The organism is Mesorhizobium sp. WSM4830, from assembly GCF_055811495.1.
In genome coordinates, this window is the sequence record NZ_JBVVQI010000001.1 from 495,121 (window position 1) to 512,266 (window position 17,146).

Below are 17,146 nucleotides of genomic sequence, written 5' to 3' on the forward strand. Positions count from 1 at the left end.
AATCCTTGACGATCCACTAGCTTTGGGAGTCCGCGCCAATGGCCGAGGAACACCACACCGAGATCACCGTCGAAGAGATCGCGCACGCATTCGAGGAGGTGCCGGTACACGTCGACCTGTCGGACCACGGTATCGAGGACTGGGTCACGCTTGCCGTGTTCTGGGGCATGGTCGTCTGTGTCTTCCTGCAGTTCTTCACCCGCTATGCGCTGAACAACAGCTTTGCCTGGACCGAGGAGATCGCCATCAACGCGCTCGTCGTCGTTGTCTTTCTTGGCGCCGCCATGTGCGTGCGCCTGTCGCGCCATATCCACGTCGACGTGCTTTACCACTATCTGCCGGAGCGTGTCGGCCGCTGGCTGGCGCTCGCCGTCGATATTATCCGCATCGCATTCTTCGCCTACGGAACATGGCTGATGTGGCGCTATGTCATGATCGTGGCGCATGAGCGCATGGTCACCGTCAACCTGCCGCGGCGCTGGTTCTTCTACGCCGTACTGGCCGGCTTCGTGCTGATGCTTCTGCGCTCGATCCAGGTCTTCATCGGCAATTACCGGCGCGGCTATTCGGTGCTCGAGCGTCCCGGTGCGTTCGAGACGGCGGGGGTCTGAGCGATGCTGCTTCTGGTAGGGGGCTTTCTTGTCCTGATGCTCATCGGCGTGCCGGTCGCTGTTTCGATGGCGGCCGCCTCGATCCTTTACCTCGTCATCTACGGCGTGGCGCCCGATATCATCGCAGCCCAGCGCATGATCGCCGGTGTGGAAAGCTTTCCGCTGCTCGCCGTGCCCTTCTTCATCCTGGCCGGCAACCTCATGAACATCGCCGGCGTCACCGGGCGCATCTATTCCTTCGCCCTCGCCCTGGTCGGCTGGATGAAGGGCGGCCTGGCGCAGGTCAACATCATCGGATCGGTGATCTTTTCCGGGATGTCGGGCACCGCGCTCGCCGACGCTGCCGGCATTGGCACCATCGAGATCAAGGCGATGAAGGACCACGGCTATCCGATCGACGCCGCGGTCGGCGTCACCGCCGCTTCCGCCACGCTCGGGCCGATCTTTCCGCCCTCGCTGCCCTTCGTCATCTACGGCATGATGGCCAATGTCTCGATCGGCGCGCTGTTCATGGCCGGCATCCTGCCCGGCGTGGTCATGACCGTGCTGATGATGATTACGGTCGCCATCTTTGCCTACAGTCGCGGCTGGGGCTCCGACACACCTTTCGAGCTTCGGCGGCTCGCCGAAGCAGCGGGCGAGGTGCTGGTGGTGGCTGCCTTTCCGATTGGCTGTTACGTGCTTGTGCAACTTGGCCTGTCGATCAACATCGCGGTCGGCATCGCGCTGCTGGTGCTGATCGCAGCTGACTGGTATTTCGATTTCTCCGCGGTCATGGCGCTGATGACGCCGGTCATCCTGATCGGCGGCATGACAATGGGCTGGTTCACGCCAACCGAAGCGGCGATGGCGGCTGTGATCTGGTCGCTTTTCCTCGGGCTGGTGCGCTACCGCACGATGACGCTGCGTTTGCTTGCCAAGGCCAGCTTCGACACGATCGAGACGACCGCCTCGGTGCTCTTCATCGTTACCGCCGCATCGATCTTCGCCTGGCTGCTCACCGTCAGCCAGGCGGCACAGCTGTTTTCGAACTTCATTTTCGCGCTCACCGAAAACAAGTGGGTCTTCCTGATCCTGGTCAACATCCTGATGCTGGTGGTCGGCTGCTTCCTCGATACGATCGCCGCGATCACGATTCTGGTGCCGATCCTGCTGCCGGTCGCCGCCGTCTACGGCATCAACCCGGTGCATTTCGGGCTGATCATGACGCTCAACCTGATGATCGGCCTTTTGCACCCGCCGCTCGGCATGGTGCTGTTCGTGCTGTCACGCGTCGCCAAGCTTTCTGTCGAGCGCACCACCATGGCGATCCTGCCGTGGCTGGTGCCGCTTATCGTGGCGCTGCTTCTGATCACCTTCATACCCGCCATCACGCTCTGGCTGCCGACAGAGATGGGTTTGATCCGGTGAGTGGCCAGGTGATTGCCGCGACGCTGTTCGGCGCGCAGGACCTGCGCGTCGTGGAGCGTCCGCTCGAACCGCTGGCACCAGGCATGGTGCGGGTGCGCTTCGGGGCAGGGGGCATCTGCGGCTCCGACCTGCATTATTTCCGCCATGCCCGTACCGGCGACTTCGTGGTGACCTCGCCGCTTGTCCTCGGCCACGAAATCTCAGGCGAAATCGTCGAGATCAACGGCGCGGCACCCGGCCTGGGCGTCGGCGACCATATCGCGGTCAATCCGTCGCGCTGGTGCGGGCATTGCGCGCGATGCCTGGAGGGGCGCGCCAATCTCTGCGAAAACATCTACTTCATGGGCTCGGCATCGAAGACACCGCACATGAAGGGCGGCTTCGCCAGTCTGTTCGACGCCACGCCCGCGCAATGCTTCAAGGTTCCATCTGATGTGGCCTACCAGGCGGCGGCACTTGCCGAACCCCTGGCGGTCAGCCTGCACGCCGTCGCGCGGGCCGGCGACATCAGGGGCCGCAACGTCATCCTGTTCGGTGCCGGCCCCATCGGTCTCTTGACCATGCTCGCGGCCAGGCTTGCCGGCTGCGCTGAACTGACCGTCGTCGATATCGCCGCCGCTCCGCTTGCCTTCGCCCGCAGGTTGGGCGCCGACAGGACGATCGACATTTCCGGCGGCGACGCCGAGCTCCGGGCGCTCGCGGCGGGTGGTTCGCTTGATGTGGCGTTCGAGATTTCAGGCAGCGCGGCCGGCCTTGCGGCTGCGATCGCCAGCGTCCGGCGCGGTGGCACTGTGGTCCAGGTCGGCAACCTTCCCGGTGGCCAGATCCCACTGCCTGCCAATGCGGTGATGGCCAAGGAGATCGACCTCAGAGGCACCTTCCGCTTCGGCACAGAGTTCGGCCAGGCAGTTGATCTCATCGTGTCGGGTGAGGTCAACGTCCTGAAGCTGGTGACAGCGGAGCGGACGCTTTCTTCGGCCCCCGATGCGTTCCGTCTTGCCGCCGACCGTTCACAAAGCGTCAAGGTCGTGCTGACCGCGGACTAATCGAGAATTTGCAGGCCTGTTTTGAAAAAGGCCATGGCGTCGGCTGGGGAGGTACATGCAGATGTGAAACGCCCGGTGCTGGCTTCCTGAGAACAGCATCAGACAGAATCTGCGCGTGTCGTCTCACAACCCGATGCCGCGCTTCTTTCCCAAGCTCCAATCCACGCCTCCTGTATCCGGACACACGACTCCGGAAACCTGATTGCCAAAGCGCTGTTCGAGCGATGGCGACCAGGGCACGAGCCTGAAGTCCAGCCCATTGTCGATCATAGCGAACCGGCCGGAAGCCAGCGAGAAGCGCTGCCGGTAAATCCCAGCCACATGATCGCCGTTGGCAGCGTTTCTGAATGACAGGCCGGTCTCGGCGGCGAGGCGGGCACCGAGCGATTCCACCTCATGATCGTGTAGCGTATCGATCAGATTGGGCGCTAGAACAACGCGCTGTCCCTCGCGCCTGGCCAGATCGCGCCTGACAAGCTCGTCGACCCGATCTTCCAGTGCCTGTCTTACCTCCCCGCCAAAGCCGCCGTCGCGGAGTTCGGCTGGCTTGCGCGCAACAAGTTGCCGATCGAGCCAGGTCGCGCCGGAAGCATGGACCTGCTGTTCGATCGAAAGATCAGAGCGGACCTCGAGACTGACCCTGCCAGAGCCAGTTGCACCAGAATCGCGGCACAACTCCACAACCGATCCTGGGTCCGAGTCCCCGGCCGCGTCAGGGTCATAGAAGCGAATGTGGTGCGGGCGACCGTCGATGCCGTCGACGATGGCGTAGGCCGAGCCGCGCAGTTCGTCGAGGCCGCGTTCGAGCAGTCGCCCGATCACCGGCGCATCAATCTTTTCGGCCGCGAGCACATAGCCGGTTGTCCCTCTTTCTAGCCCCCGCGCGGTGAGGCTGCGGTGCACGCGCTTGATGATGTCGCCGCGTTCGCCGAGGGCGCGCAAAGTCAGCTCGGCTTCTTCGGCCATTATCCATTGGCCCCGATGAATCTCATAAGCGAGGCCTAGGCGTTCCAGCTGCCGGAGCCGGCCGACCTTGAGCCCCAGGAATTCGTCGGGCTGGCCATCAGGATGTGGTGCCACTTCAATGACGCCATGACGGTTGATGTCGCGAACAAGCTGGCGATCGAGCTGCGTCCAGCGCTCAGTGTCGACCTGCCGCTCGATGGCCTGGCGGACGTCGAGGTCGGTACGGAGCCCCAGCGTCTGGGTGAGAATGTCGCTCGCCCGATCGCGCATGCCCTGGCGGATATAGTCGCGAGAGATGACAAGATTCTCGCCATCGTCGGCAATGCCGCGAACGAGGATGTGAACGTGGGGATGTTCTGTGTTCCAGTGATCGACGGCAATCCAGTCGAGCCTCGTGCCGAGGTCACGTTCCATGTCTACCATTAGTTCACGAGCGAAGTTCTTGAGGTCACCGAGTTCCATTGCATCGTCGGGCGAAACGATGAGACGGAAGTGATGCCGATCGTCCTTGCAGCGGTCGGAGAAGGCGTCATCATCTGCCTCTTCGGTGTCGGGGCCGAACATCCTCGCCTTCTCGCCATCACGTGTAACACCTTCGCGCCGAAGGTACTTGAGATAGGTGGCGAGTGGTGGAGACCCCCTGAACTGCCGCACCACACGGGTCTTGACGACGGCGCCTCGTGAGCGCTCAGAGACGAGGTGACTGGCGCGGATGGCCGCCGACCTGCCGCGGCCAAACGTTGAAGCTCGTGGGGAGGTGATCCGGCCCTTGCTTGTAAGGTGACCGCCAGCGCGCTGCGTGGCCGCAAGCGCCTGGAAGATGAAGGGTCGCGCGCGCTGGCCGGCGCGGGAGCGGATGCGACCAGGGCGGACGCGAAAGCTATCGTCACGTTTCATGCCAGGCGGCCACGAGGTGCGGTTTCCGATGGAAAGACCGAAAAAAGGGAATAGCGCACATCGCCGTTTGTGCCAGCACATCGCGAATCGAGTTGAAACTCACAAGGAAAACAAACGGCCGATCGAGCCGCACCTCGCGGCCCTTTATCCTGCCAATCTCTGCCCCCTTATCTGCGGCCAGCCCTTCCAGCGCAAATTCGGCGACGGAACAGGCCGGAATGCAATCCAGGAGGAATCTGCCGATCATCGCAAGGCCGGTGAAGCGCGCTGGGCGAATAGCCCTCGAACAGCGGGGTTCGGCCAGAAACGGCTCTCACCTGGCCATGGCTCGATCGCGGTCAGGTCAGCAACAGAATTGCCCGTTAGCGACTGCATTGTGGACGAATGAATCGCCGCAAAGGTGGTCTCTGCATAGCCATTGCCATTCAATGCAGCGGCGTTCCGAATGTAATGGGTATGCGCAAAAAGCGCGGTACTGCGTGAGGTGCCTCTGTCTCTTCCTTGCTGTGCACACCCCGGACTGGGAACTGAGTCATTGATAAGCGGCGCGAGTTTCCTGACGTAGTCGACCGTCTCGCGTGGCAGCGGACGGCCGGTGGACAAATGTTCCTTGTACCGTCCAGGGCCGGCATTGTAAGCGGCAAGAAAGCCGCGGCGCCCGAAGGTGTCGAGCATTTCGCGAAGATACGCAGCGCCTGCAAGGATGTTGTCACGCGGCTGATAGGGATCGTGGCCGAGTCGGTGCTTGATGCGCAGTTCTTCCCAGGTCGCCGGCATTATCTGCATCAGCCCCATTGCGCCCTTTCTTGAACGCGCTCGAACATCGCCGACGCTCTCGACATGCATGACGCCGGTAAGCAAACGCTCCGGAATGGCGAACCGTTTAGCCGCTTGCCGGATATGCCGCGACCACTGGCCAGCCGACAAGATCGTGCTCTCGGAGTGAGCCGACCGTTCACCATGAGAGCATGCGTTTGCAACAGCTTCCGGAGTCGCGAAGGCGAGCACGATGCATGTGGCAATCCTTGTCACACCGCTGTGGACGGCATCCCGCCGACCCCGGAACCGATGAGCTGCCAGCCCGCTACGGTGTTCACTTCCGTTAAGCGCGACGCCTCGCTGGCCCGACCAGCTTTGCCAAAACGCTGATGAAATCGGCCTCTGGAGTGACAAGCAAGTGTCCGGCCGCCTCTGATGGTCGTCGCGCGCTGCTGCCGGACTGGCGATCCTCTCCAAGGCTTTGGCCGGCGTCCGATCGGTCAAAGGCGTTGACGAGCAAGATTCATCGAAGGGCTCAAACAGCATCTGTTCAGCCTCGCCCCTCGCGCTTCGGTGACCGGCTCCAGTGCAGGCTCCAGACGCGGTTCTCGGCGTCGGACCGGAATAGCTTCGCGCGGATAGGCTGCGTAAAGGACGGGTCGTCAATTGAGATGGAGATATAGTCCCCAGCCTTGTCTCCGGTGCGGTCCCACGCCGCGCCGACCGCCATTCCCTCGCAATAGACGAGGTGGTCGGGCGCGTTTTCGGTTTTGGATTTCTCAGCAGGCAGAATGGCAATCTTCGCCTCGATCGTCAGCGTTGAGAGATTGCCGAAGAAGCCGTCATCATTGCGTGTGAAGGTGCCGATCTGGGGCATAGCAGTGCTCCTTTCATGAGGGTTTAGTGAGCGTTGAGCCGAGACGTAACGGTTCGCCGGGAAAAGCCGTTGGTGACATCCAGCGCCGGAGTGGCGCGTTCCGCGGTCCAGACGGGAACCGCGCGAGCAACAATCAATGAGAGCGGGAGCGGACCGAAATAGCGGCTGTCAAAACTTCCAGTAGCGTCCGGGTTCATGAGGAAGACCTCGCCGTCGGCGATCTCACGGCAGCCCCGCCAACTGGGCAGGGGTCGACCGCGGCTGTCACGCTCGCGTGCATGCCCATAGGTCCTGCCGTTGACGATGATCGCTGTACCTTCGCGGCAGACTGTCGCGCCCCCGAGTGCCAAAACCTGCTTCAGGAGCGGCACGTTTTTCGGCAGATATCCGCGTCTTGCCATGAAGGCCGCCAATGGCTCTGGCGGCACGATGACGGCGATGCTGGCAACACGGATTTTGTCGGCCGGCAGGGTGCGATAGAGCCCGATGGGGACGCTCGCGGACGCGTTCCAGATAGCCAGCGGCGGATGACTAATCCACGGCGGCGCCGCGGCGAGCACCGAGCCGCCAACCATCGCGGCGATGATCTTCATGCGCTTGCTCATGACTCGATCCTGGGGCGCAACAGGGAAACGTTACGACGCTTGTGTCTGTGGAGACTCGGGCGCTCGCATGCGGCCATCCAGCTGTGGACGCGTTGGCCAGGCCACATCAAGGCCGGCGTTTGGTGCCGTTTCGTCGCGATCAGGCGCGGCGGCAATCTCCTGGCATGGGCGTGGATGGTTTGCGGCGCGGCCCAGACCGGGATGTCAGCGTTCCAAATCGTCATGCCATGCACATTCGCCGCCTCAACGCAGAACGATTCCCTGTCCGCATGAGAGTGGATCGCTGTCAGGCAGCGAGATTTCACCAACAAGACGAGCAGCCACGCCACATGATCCTGAGTACCGCGTGGAGCGAAGCCAGATGGGTAAGCGTGAGGCAGCGCAAGCTGCTGCTGAATAGTCTCGGGATACTGCATTTCATTGTGCCAGAGATCAGGAGCAGCGGTCGCGCGTGCCGACATAAGCCGGCGCGCGGGCTGCATGTGGTTTTGCCGGCGGAACATTGGTCGCGTTCGCATCACTGGTGGAGGTGCGTACGCCGAGCTCTATCCAGGCATGCAAGTCGTCGATGTCGTAGAGGACGCGTCCACCGATCTTTCGGTATTTCGGCCCAGTGCCATAGGTCCGGTGCTTTTCGAGTGTACGGGCGCACAGTCCGACAATGGGTGCTGCCTCCTTTGTGCGCAGGTATTTTCGGGGCGCGTCCGCGGGACCCTTCGACATTGCTCGATCTCCATTCGGTTGTGCTGTCATCCTGGCCTGCCGGGACGCGCAAAGCGGATCATGCTCGAAATGGGGGAAAGGCAGGGAGGGCAAAGATCGGGGGGCGTGTTGTTGCTACCCCGATGAGAGACTTCGGCGGCCGGACTTCCCGCTGCGACTGTGGGGGTAGAAGAGAAGATCGCGATAGCCGCCAGCGACTAAAAAAGCTGCACGACGCAAGATAGCCCGGACCTTGTGCCGGAGGTGATGATCACGCCAGTCCCGCGGTACAATCGGCTCTCGCGACAACAGCACCTCCGCGATCTGACGATAGGTTGCACCCATGTGGCGGCCATCATGCGCGCGCAAATTGAGGATGTGCCTGATCCTGGTCTGTTGCGGTAACGAGCCGTAGGATGGACCGGCAGCTCGGCCGTTCAGCGCCCGCCAGAGCCGGCGCGCCGCATCGAGCCGCGTCTCAAATGCAGCGTCGAGCGGCAGAAAGATAGCATCGAATTCGCCGGAGCCGTCTTCGCAGACCAGATGGCTGTTCCCGGTTGGAGCAGACCAAAGAATGTGGAGCCCTTCTTGCTGCTCCCAAACGCTGGCTCCGATAAGTCTGGAAGGCCGAATTCCCTGATGAGAGGGGCTGAAAGAGGCAGACATCCGCGCGGTCCGCAGCACGCGCGGCGAGGCCTGTTCTGTCCAGATGATATTCTCAGCCTGCGGAAATCCGGCACCGGCAGTCTTGAAATCGCGCACCCCAACGGGCAGCGAAGTCGCGCTGATCGACAGGATCTCCGGAGCTTGAGAGCTGCGATGCGATCTGACTGCACTCGGCGATGAATTTGTCGTTCCGGATCAGATACTCGGCGGCGAACTCCTCAGCTTGGTAGCTGCTCATGTGAACGTAGGCCGCCGGTTCGGTCCAATCGTCCTGCACGGTTCCTGTCCTCTCCGCATCACTGCATCTGAGGCCCCGGCATCAACATTCAGGGCGAGGAGAAATATGAATAGTTGGAGAGTCGGCAAATCATTGCGCTGATTCAGCAAAGCGTGACTGGGCGCTCAATGGGGAGCGCCGCCTGCGAGAAGGTACCGGTAGCCGCTGGTCGTCATCCATCGCGCGCGTGCAAGATGGGTTTCCCAAGACCGGAAGGCCCGCTCCGGCTCCTGTTCTGGGTCAATGTGCAGGACGATCCTGGCCACCTCTCGCCAGTCGGCATCTTCCGCCGCCGCATCAAGCAGGCGAATGTAGGTAAGTAGCCGCTCCTCATCATAGCCGGTCAGGATCGGGGCGTCCGGCGCAATGTCGGCGACGTCAGGATCGAGCAGTGGCTTGAGCAAGTGATTTCCAATCGTCGAAGTCAATTTGTCGAGAATACTCCGTGGTTGGATACTCGACAAGGCATTGCACTCGCGGACATGGAAATACGCGAGGTATTTGCGCGCAATCTGAGGCGATACCGAAAGGCGGCGGGGCTTTCGCAAGAAGAACTTGCCCACCGTGCGGACGTTGATCGCACCTACGTCAGTGCATTGGAACGCAGCGTCTATGGCGCAACGATAGACGTGGCCGACAGGTTGGCAAACGTCCTTGGCATCGAGGCCGCAGATCTGCTCAGACGTCCCGCACCGAGTCTTCAAAGATGATACGAACGATTCTCGGGCGATTTTTGATGGCTGCGGTGAACCGCAACTGCAGTCCACTGCAGCGTTCACAAGCAAAAACCAGCTCCCGCCCGGTCGCGGGCGGGAGCTCGCGGCTGTCAATCGCCGTTACGGCGGCCGTTGGGCCGGGACCAGATGAGGCTTTGGCTTTCTGCGTCGTCATCGTCGAAGAGGTTAGCGTAGATTGGAGCGGTGAAGCTTGGATCGTCCAACTTCAGGCCGAGATATTCGCGGCCCTCGCTGGAGCGCTTGGCCCATGCGGCGCCGATCTCGACCTGCCCTACGAAGACGCGATGGCTGGGTGCGGTGTCGCCGGAGCGGTTTGCCTCGGGCACGATGCGGACGTTTTTGGCCTGAAGCGAGAGAGTGATGATTTCGCCTGTGAACTCGTTGTTGCCGGTCTTTTTGAAGGTTCCGATGGTCGCCATGAGCTTTCTCCTTGAACTCTGTTTCGAGCCCGCACCAGTGCGGCCTCGATGGCGATCTGAGGGCCGGAGGCGATCGACGCCGCATCGCTTGCGACCGCAGCGTCAGCGGAGGATGACAGCCAAGCGACTTTGTTGTTTCGCGAGGAATGACGGCGAAGCCGGCAGGGGGAGAAAGTCGATCGGCGCCATTGCGGCTTAGGCGATTGAGGCGAAGCCGACCTTCGGCCAGATCAGGCCATTGAAGAGGCCGTCTGGAGCGGCAGACCAGATAGAGACATCAACGGCAACCGCGAGCTGGTGCTAGCACCGCGCCTAAGACACGCACGCCATGGATCAGCTCAAGGCTGACGTGCATCACCGGAAATTCGCCATGTTTGGAACGGGACGGCACGTCGTGGCCGACCCGAACTGTGTCTCGCGCGAACCCGCGTCACCGATATCGAAGACGATGCACTGGCTGGTCAGAAACAGCATCCGATCCGCCCCGGTCCTTCGGTGAGTTCGCCCCGATCCAGGTCCCGTCCGGTTGAACGGACGTAACTATCTCGCCGGTGATGCCGGCTGCGAAGCAGCTGAAAAACGTGGAAGGTAAGCGTGATAGCGTCGCGCACCTTCGCATCCACGTCAATTTGACTATCGCAACAAACGGCGTCGGCGGAGTGGAAAAATCCGGCATCCCGGACCCATCCAATCCAGCGAACTGGAAGAAGCCCCGCGGCCCGACCGTGGCCGTATCGTGCAACGGACAAAGGGAAGAGAGCGGCGCTATGCGCCGCCTCCTTTGGGGCGGAAGTCGAGGACTGGTATGCCGAGCTTCTTTGCCTTGTCGGCAAGATTGTCCTGAATTCCAGTCCCGGGAAAGACGATGACGCCGATCGGCAGCACGTCCAGCATTGCGTCATTGCGCCTGAACGGGGCGGCTTTCCCATGCTTTGTCCAATCGGGGGCAAAGCCGATTTGGGGCACCTTGCGATGGTCGGCCCAGCAGGAGGCGACCTTTTCGCCACCTTTCGGCGATTTCCCGTGCATCAAGACCATATCGGGATGCCTGGCGTGGACCTGGTCGAGCTTGGCCCAGATCAACTGGTGATCGTTGAAGTCGAGACCGGCAGTGAAGGCGATCTTCGGGCCTGGTGGCAGAAGGACTTCCTGAGAGGCGCGTTTCTTGGCGCTGAGAAAATCGCGGCTGTCGATCACCGCAGAGGTCAGGTTGCGGTGGTTGACCATTGATCCGCTGCGCGGTCGCCAGCTCGATCCGGTGTGGCGCTCATAGTGCTCGGCGGCCTGATCGCGCATCAGTTCGAAGGCGTTCTGGCGTTCGATGAGAGTCTGTCCTTCGGCCGTCAGGCGTTCCAGCTCGACCGATTTCACTTCGCTGGCGTCCTGCTCACGCTGGCTGCGGCGCTGCGCCTGCTCGTTATGGTCAAGTTCACGCTCGATCCGATCTGCGGCGCGGTGAAAGACATTGACGGTCGACCAAAGGAGGTCGTCGAGGTCGGGCTCGAGGCGGGTATCTTGCAGGGTGGCGACGAACGCGTCGAAGATGTCTGCAATCGCGCCGGCGACGCGGTGGCCCTCCGGAAGCGGCCGGCGATCCGGCTCATCCGCGAAGGGCCGATAGCCATAGAGCTGGAGTTCGGTAACGGCGTAGTCGATCGGTGAGGACGAATGCTCCGGTTCGTAGTCGTCATGCTCGCTCATTTGGATGCTCCGTCGGTTAGACCGCGACCCTCGCGGCCTTCATGGCGACGAAAGCCGGCGGGCGGGACGGTCCTGCACCTGCAGCGAAGCGGAGGGCCGGAGCATCAGCGGAGGAGGGCGCAGGCCGGCTATTTTGCTTCGCGATGGAAAGCGCTCCCTTGGGAGCGCGCCGGAAAATAGTCGGCCGAAGACATTGCGGGGCCGGGTCGTTTGCCGGCCGATCGCCCTCTTGAAGGCCGGAGGCGCGGTTTCTCTCCGATCTCAGGAGCACTTAGCAATGCCACGATGGCGGGGAGCGACCGGTTCCGGGCTACGCCGCCACTGGCACAAATCGGGCGATGTCCTGCGGGGCGAGTTGGACCTGGGCGCGGGCTCTAAGATCAGCGACGCCGAACCTACAGAGGTCTTCGTTGAAATCGCCAAATGCCGGCGAGAGCACGATCGCCTCGATCCCGGCAGCATCTGCTCTTTCGATCAAGACATCACGCGCGCCGTCACCGGCTGGATCGGGGTCATGGACGATGTAGAGCCGTCTGAGGGTGACGGGGAACAGGATGGCAGCAAGATGCGCGGCCGAGAGCGCTGCGGCCATGGGCATGTCGGGCAAGACACACCGAAGCGACAGGACCGTCTCGATGCCCTCGCCGGCCGCCATGACTTCGTTGGGCGGACCAAAGCGAACCGCATGCCCGAGAAGGTCGCCCATAGCGCGCCTCGGGGTATCTACTGGTGCCTTGCCCCGGCCGGAAGGGTCAATCCAGGTGCGATGTGCGCCGGTCAAACGACCGCAGAGATCGGTGACGGAAGCGATCATCGCCGGCCAGGTCTCAGTTGGCGAGTGTTGGTCGGACCGATAATAGCAGCGGGGGTGGAAACGCAGGCTTTCGGTCCCGTGCAAAGCAGTAATACTGCGGTTGCGCAGATACGTCTCTGCGACCGTGCCGCCAATCGGCCGCGACACCGCAAACAGCCGGCGCGCTTTCTCCGACATTTCCGCCGGCGCCGCCAGCAACTTCGACCGGATTGATGTCTGCTCTGGCTCGGGATGCGGTAAGCCGAGAAACGCTATTGCCTCATGGGCAACGTCCCTGAAGTCGCTCAAGCCGCGGCTCTCGCGGATGATATCGAGAAGATCGCCATGCTCCCCGGTCGCCGCGTCAGTCCACTTGCCGGCTGCGCCCTTTCCGCTCTGCGAGCCGACGAGCCGCACGAACATCGAGCGGCCCGGCGTATTTCGGACATCGCCAACAAACCAGTAGCGGCCCTCGCGATGTCCGTTCGAAAGATAGTGGCGACAAACCGCTTCGGCCTGCCGACCCAGGAGGTGGGCCAGTTCGGACGCGTCGTGTCGGGGCATCATGCATCCTCCCGCGTGTCGATGCCCTGCACGGGATAGCGCTCCAGCAGCTTGCCCAGAATTGCGGGTCCGAGCGCCTGCGGCTCAGTGGGACTGGCCGACCCTGCGCGAATGTGGACGGTAAGGCGCTCGATGCAACCACTGGTGGTCTTGCGCACGATGAGGTGCGAGCGGGTCGTCACTTCAGCTACGAGGTCAGGTAGGTCCTCGAACCAGATGTCAGCCTTGACGCGGACCTGGGACATGAAGAGCACCACCTTCTTGAAGGCAATGTCTCGCGAGGACAGAAGGGTAATTTTCTGAAGGGTAGTCGCCATCGGAATGTACTCCGAGACGGGCAGCCGAGAGCCTCTCTCTCGACCTTCAAACCCGTCATGGAGATTCCGGCACTCCTCGTCCTCTTGTACTTGGCAGCCAACCGAGGTTGTCGCGGGGTAGCAACTCAGTGACGGCGTTCCTGTTTACAAACGCGGCTGCAACATACAAACGTGCAGCAGTAGCGATTAAGGACCACAGCGCCGCGATGAACGACGAGCGCGGCTGGTCGCCCCATTGGAAGCATCTGCGTTCTTCATCACGCCTTCGGCGCTGTGGCTTGCGACATCGAGGGTATGCGGCTGAGTTCGAGAGCGAACAGTGCGCTTTTGCGACGGGAAATCGATTTGGACTTGGTTGGTCATCACGGGCGGCCTGCCGCTAATCGTCGCCAGCAATGACCTTGCCAGCCAAGAAGCGAAGGAGATACTCCGCTGCCCTGCTCGCTTGAAGGCGGCGCGGGGCGCGCGGGCATTGCGACGCAATAGGCCCTGCCGGCAGTATCGATACTGAAACGATGGTCGAATCCCTTTAGGAGTGTGTCTGGCCGGACTGGAAGCAGAGGCCAGCCATAGACTTGTTGGCGCAACCACTCCGATTGACAGGTCGAAGGCGCCTCTTCGCCGCAGCACCTCCGGCGGGCGGTTTTCGCAGCCGGTTTTTTGGAGAAGAGTTCTCCGGCAGGATCATGTCCAGAACGGCGAGACAGGACGGAGTGCTCAACGAGGTCGGCGAACAGCTCGGACCTAAGAACTGCTGAGGGCTTCTTATTGAAAATCCCCGACCAATTCGACGAGACCACGCCACTGCGCGTCGAAATCGCTGCGCGAATTGCCTTTCCCGACGGCTCGATGAGCGCAGCAGGCCTACGCAAGGAACGTGACGCCGGTCGACTTGAAACGGAGCTAATCGCCGGAAAGGAATATGTGAGCCTGATGGCAATCGCGAGGATGAGGGAACTATGCCGCGGACGTCGAAAGGGCCACGCCTGGTATGGCGTGACGAAAGCTGGAAAAAAGATGGGACGCGCCGAAACAAAGCTGGATGGTTTATCCGCGATGGAACCAGCTTCATCAGCGCTGGCGGCGGCGAAAAAGGCCGTCCAGGAACTGAAGCTGAAAAGGCGCTCGCCGCCTACATCGGAAGCAAATACCACCGAGCGCGGGGAGCCGAGGACGTCTTAGTTGCCGATGTGGTCAACCTCTACCTTAAAGAGGTTGCACCGAAGCACGCGACACCAGAAGAGACGGCGGCTCGGCTGGACAAGGTCCTTGATTTCTTCGGGGAAAAAACTCTCGCCGCCATCAATGGCAAACTCTGCCGCGAGTACATTGCGTCGCGCCCCTCCGAAGCCGCGGCGCGCCGCCAACTCGAGGATCTTCGTGCCGCCATCAACTACTACCGCAAGGAGGGTTATACAACCGCCGCACCGGTCATCACCCTGCCAGACAAGGCCGCCGCCCGCGAACGCTGGTTGACCCGCAGTGAGGCGGCCGCACTGATCTGGGCCGCTTGGCGTATGAAGCAGACATGGAAGGGCCAAGAGAGTGGCCGGCGCACTGGGCGACATCTCGCGCGCTTCATCCTCGTCGCGCTCTATTCAGGAACGCGCTCGGCTGCAATCTGCGGTGCCGCCATGCGTCCAACCAAAGGGCGCGGTCATGTGGACCTTGACCGCGGTATCTTCTATCGCGCTGCCACCGGCGCTAGGAAGACCAAGAAGCGGCAACCCCCCGTACGCTTGCCGCAGCGGCTGCTAGCGCACCTCCGGCGCTGGGCGCGCACTGATCTCCACATCGAGACCAAATCGCGCGGCAAAAGTGCCAACATCGGTCGCAAGATATCGCAGGATTTTGTCGTGGAATGGAATGGAAAGCCGGTGCTGTCGATAGACAAGAGCTTCAAGACCGCGCGCGAAATCGCCGGCCTGGGGCCCGACGTCACTCCGCACGCGTTGCGCCACACCGCGGCGACTTGGTTGATGCAGGCCGGCACCGATATGTGGCAGGCTGCCGGCTTTCTTGGCATTACGGTGGATGTCCTGATCGAAACTTACGGTCATCATCATCCTAATTTCTTGGCAGACGCCGCCGAGAAGATCACGAAGAAGCCGGTTTTCTCCAAGTCGCCGCAAACCGTTCCGAGTATAACTCAAATCACAAGACACGAACGCAGTGTGCTCATCCCACAGGTTTCCCACAGAAACGGCGAAAGGAAACGCGACCAGTCGTGAGCGAACGTGGCGAAGGAGCCCAGGAACAATAACGACTTGCTGGTAAATCCACATCGTTCGGGACGATGGGATCGCACGTTCACAACTGCCATCCGCACCCGCTAAAGGTCTACTCCGGCCCCAGGGGGCGTGCTCCTAGCCGTGCCGTGGATCGGTTTGCCGGGTCCCGAAACTGACATTCAGTGTCGGAGGATTAGAGGCAAAGGTCGTGATGCTTGGCTTGACGGTGGCATACGGATCCCCATGTTATCCGAGCGCGTTTGACCTGCCGTCCATCAGAGAGGGCATCACGGCGGGTGATTTCGCCTTGCTGCTGAGCGCTGAACGGCATGAGGTGCCCGCTTCGGTGAGACCACCACGCTTCGGTTCCTGCCGGGATGCGCGCACATCGCCGAGGCGTGAGAATTCGCTGAACCGTTTATCCTCGCCAAAGCTCAAGCTGTCGTCGGTCAAGGCCTGTCGATTTCATTTAGAGCGGTTCATTCAGCAGCTTGGTCGATCCGTCGTCCGGCGTGTACTCGTTTGTTCGAAGGTTCAGAATACAGTCGCGACTGGCCCACAATCTGATCTGGAGCCTCCAACAAGGTCAACTGCTGATCCTCCCGTTCGACCCACTGGAAGAATCATCGGGTGCGGACGACTGGGTCCAGGCGGCTACTTAGGCGACGAATGGAGGCGTTCACTCGCGACCGCTGCGGGTTCTTCGACGAGCGCTGTCGAACGCCATGCCTTTGCTAGACACACGTTGTGAAAACGCGTGATAAGGTCGGCCCGCGCAAGATTGAACGATGGCCGGGGCACCAAAAAGATGGCACACGGAATGTGCAACTCAATGCTCGGCTGTGCGGCGCTCGCCTTGGCCGCGTGTCAATCGGCTCCTCAAACGCCGCAACCCGTCACTCTCGAACCTGCGTTAGGATCGGGAGTTCCTCTCCAACCGCCCTTGGCTGATGCCGGGGTTCCTTCCGGCTCAGCAATCATGCATCAATCCGTGGCGGTCACTCCGCCTGGCAAGGGCGTTCCAACAAAGTACGCTGCTTTTTCCGGTCTATGGGCTGGTCGATTGGAGGGGATATATGACGCCAAACTTGCTGTTCAAACGGTTTCTTCCAATGGGAAGGTGACGGTCACCTATGCGTGGGGAAATCTGGGCGACAACCATCCGGGAGAGGCCGCCGGCGCTGGAAGAATTGTAGGGAGCACGTTGAAGCTGGAGCGCCTACCGAATGGCGCCAACGTCAGTTTTGACATGCGGCCTGACGGAGCACTGGCCGGAACCGTTACTCTTGCCGGTCAGACCTACAGGGGCGCGTTCCTCAAGCAATGATCAAGAAACATCTGAAGCTTATGCAGAGGGCCAGGCGCCTGTTCCAATATGGCCTTCCACTCGGTTCAGTCCCGACTCTATCAAGGCGGCGAGATCAACACCTCCGGGAGAGCGAAGAGCACGGCCAGCCGATTAGAGCCGAAGCTCAAGCCTTGTCGTTTGCGTATTTTGCCGCCACCCTTGGTGACATTACTGTCACGAGCTCGGGTTGAACTGTCATGTTGTTGCGATGTTTCATCGG

The 17,146-nt window shown here is 61.4% G+C and carries 20 protein-coding genes; 6 read left to right on the plus strand and 14 right to left on the minus strand.

The features are described from left to right. The first annotated feature begins 38 nt into the window (after positions 1 to 38). From AC0L2Y_RS02485 to AC0L2Y_RS02495, 3 genes are read left to right on the plus strand one after another with little or no spacing between them, the layout of a single operon-like run. Positions 39 to 611 carry a TRAP transporter small permease gene (locus tag AC0L2Y_RS02485; RefSeq protein ID WP_473553548.1) on the plus strand — a complete coding sequence of 191 codons (573 nt, stop codon included), beginning with the start codon at positions 39 to 41 and terminating at the stop codon, positions 609 to 611. 3 nt (positions 612 to 614) lie between these two features. Continuing rightward, positions 615 to 2,021 (plus strand): TRAP transporter large permease, encoded by a 1,407-nt coding sequence (locus AC0L2Y_RS02490; protein ID WP_352452150.1) that lies wholly within the window; start codon positions 615 to 617, stop codon positions 2,019 to 2,021. After that, on the plus strand, positions 2,018 to 3,067 hold the full coding sequence (locus AC0L2Y_RS02495) for an L-idonate 5-dehydrogenase (protein WP_473553550.1): 1,050 nt from the start codon (positions 2,018 to 2,020) through the stop codon (positions 3,065 to 3,067). The genes AC0L2Y_RS02490 and AC0L2Y_RS02495 overlap by 4 nt, the downstream gene beginning before the upstream one ends. A 123-nt stretch (positions 3,068 to 3,190) precedes the next feature. Here the strand turns inward: AC0L2Y_RS02495 and AC0L2Y_RS02500 are convergent, their stop codons facing one another. The 9 genes from AC0L2Y_RS02500 to AC0L2Y_RS02540 all read right to left on the minus strand — a co-directional run bounded on the left by AC0L2Y_RS02500 (position 3,191) and on the right by AC0L2Y_RS02540 (position 9,220). Next, positions 3,191 to 4,930 (minus strand): relaxase/mobilization nuclease domain-containing protein, encoded by a 1,740-nt coding sequence (locus AC0L2Y_RS02500; RefSeq protein ID WP_473553552.1) that lies wholly within the window; start codon positions 4,928 to 4,930, stop codon positions 3,191 to 3,193. Further along, entirely contained in the window at positions 4,920 to 5,177 is a 258-nt protein-coding gene (locus AC0L2Y_RS02505; protein WP_473553554.1) for a hypothetical protein, read from the minus strand. Before AC0L2Y_RS02505 ends, AC0L2Y_RS02500 begins: the two co-directional genes overlap by 11 nt. Beyond that, entirely contained in the window at positions 5,174 to 5,857 is a 684-nt protein-coding gene (locus AC0L2Y_RS02510) for a lytic transglycosylase domain-containing protein (RefSeq protein WP_473553556.1), read from the minus strand. Before AC0L2Y_RS02510 ends, AC0L2Y_RS02505 begins: the two co-directional genes overlap by 4 nt. A 382-nt stretch (positions 5,858 to 6,239) precedes the next feature. Further along, positions 6,240 to 6,566, minus strand: coding sequence for a DUF736 domain-containing protein (locus AC0L2Y_RS02515; RefSeq protein ID WP_473553558.1), 327 nt, complete (start codon positions 6,564 to 6,566; stop codon positions 6,240 to 6,242). Between the two features lie 23 nt (positions 6,567 to 6,589). Then, entirely contained in the window at positions 6,590 to 7,171 is a 582-nt protein-coding gene (locus AC0L2Y_RS02520; RefSeq protein WP_473553560.1) for a S26 family signal peptidase, read from the minus strand. A gap of 432 nt (positions 7,172 to 7,603) precedes the next feature. Next, on the minus strand, positions 7,604 to 7,894 hold the full coding sequence (locus AC0L2Y_RS02525) for a helix-turn-helix transcriptional regulator (protein WP_473553562.1): 291 nt from the start codon (positions 7,892 to 7,894) through the stop codon (positions 7,604 to 7,606). Positions 7,895 to 8,008: 114 nt separating this feature from the next. Next, complete coding sequence (locus AC0L2Y_RS02530; protein ID WP_473553563.1) at positions 8,009 to 8,635, minus strand: DUF2285 domain-containing protein; 627 nt, start codon at positions 8,633 to 8,635, stop codon at positions 8,009 to 8,011. Then, positions 8,592 to 8,816: a transcriptional regulator domain-containing protein gene (locus tag AC0L2Y_RS02535; protein ID WP_473553565.1), complete on the minus strand. Its 225-nt coding sequence runs from the start codon at positions 8,814 to 8,816 to the stop codon at positions 8,592 to 8,594. Before AC0L2Y_RS02535 ends, AC0L2Y_RS02530 begins: the two co-directional genes overlap by 44 nt. Positions 8,817 to 8,941: 125 nt before the next feature. Beyond that, on the minus strand, positions 8,942 to 9,220 hold the full coding sequence (locus tag AC0L2Y_RS02540) for a DNA -binding domain-containing protein (protein ID WP_352716625.1): 279 nt from the start codon (positions 9,218 to 9,220) through the stop codon (positions 8,942 to 8,944). Positions 9,221 to 9,298: 78 nt separating this feature from the next. On the opposite strand from AC0L2Y_RS02540, the gene AC0L2Y_RS02545 reads away from it, so the two are divergent. Beyond that, entirely contained in the window at positions 9,299 to 9,526 is a 228-nt protein-coding gene (locus tag AC0L2Y_RS02545; protein ID WP_473553567.1) for a helix-turn-helix domain-containing protein, read from the plus strand. Between the two features lie 116 nt (positions 9,527 to 9,642). On the opposite strand, the gene AC0L2Y_RS02550 is transcribed toward AC0L2Y_RS02545, so the two are convergent. The 4 genes from AC0L2Y_RS02550 to AC0L2Y_RS02565 all read right to left on the minus strand — a co-directional run bounded on the left by AC0L2Y_RS02550 (position 9,643) and on the right by AC0L2Y_RS02565 (position 13,347). Then, positions 9,643 to 9,972, minus strand: a complete 330-nt coding sequence (locus AC0L2Y_RS02550) for a DUF736 domain-containing protein (RefSeq protein ID WP_473553569.1) — start codon at positions 9,970 to 9,972, stop codon at positions 9,643 to 9,645. Between the two features lie 765 nt (positions 9,973 to 10,737). Then, complete coding sequence (locus AC0L2Y_RS02555) at positions 10,738 to 11,673, minus strand: SLOG family protein (RefSeq protein ID WP_473553571.1); 936 nt, start codon at positions 11,671 to 11,673, stop codon at positions 10,738 to 10,740. A 310-nt stretch (positions 11,674 to 11,983) separates the two neighbouring features. Beyond that, a complete protein-coding gene (locus tag AC0L2Y_RS02560; protein WP_473553694.1) occupies positions 11,984 to 13,030 on the minus strand; it encodes a DUF7146 domain-containing protein in 1,047 nt (348 codons plus the stop codon). Further along, a complete protein-coding gene (locus tag AC0L2Y_RS02565; RefSeq protein ID WP_473553573.1) occupies positions 13,030 to 13,347 on the minus strand; it encodes a hypothetical protein in 318 nt (105 codons plus the stop codon). Before AC0L2Y_RS02565 ends, AC0L2Y_RS02560 begins: the two co-directional genes overlap by 1 nt. 959 nt (positions 13,348 to 14,306) lie before the next feature. On the opposite strand from AC0L2Y_RS02565, the gene AC0L2Y_RS02570 reads away from it, so the two are divergent. Beyond that, positions 14,307 to 15,578 (plus strand): tyrosine-type recombinase/integrase, encoded by a 1,272-nt coding sequence (locus AC0L2Y_RS02570; protein ID WP_473553575.1) that lies wholly within the window; start codon positions 14,307 to 14,309, stop codon positions 15,576 to 15,578. 246 nt (positions 15,579 to 15,824) lie between these two features. Here the strand turns inward: AC0L2Y_RS02570 and AC0L2Y_RS02575 are convergent, their stop codons facing one another. Beyond that, positions 15,825 to 16,031, minus strand: a complete 207-nt coding sequence (locus AC0L2Y_RS02575) for a hypothetical protein (protein ID WP_473553577.1) — start codon at positions 16,029 to 16,031, stop codon at positions 15,825 to 15,827. Positions 16,032 to 16,557: 526 nt separating this feature from the next. On the opposite strand from AC0L2Y_RS02575, the gene AC0L2Y_RS02580 reads away from it, so the two are divergent. Then, a complete protein-coding gene (locus AC0L2Y_RS02580; protein WP_473553579.1) occupies positions 16,558 to 16,905 on the plus strand; it encodes a hypothetical protein in 348 nt (115 codons plus the stop codon). The last annotated feature ends 241 nt before the right edge of the window (positions 16,906 to 17,146 follow it).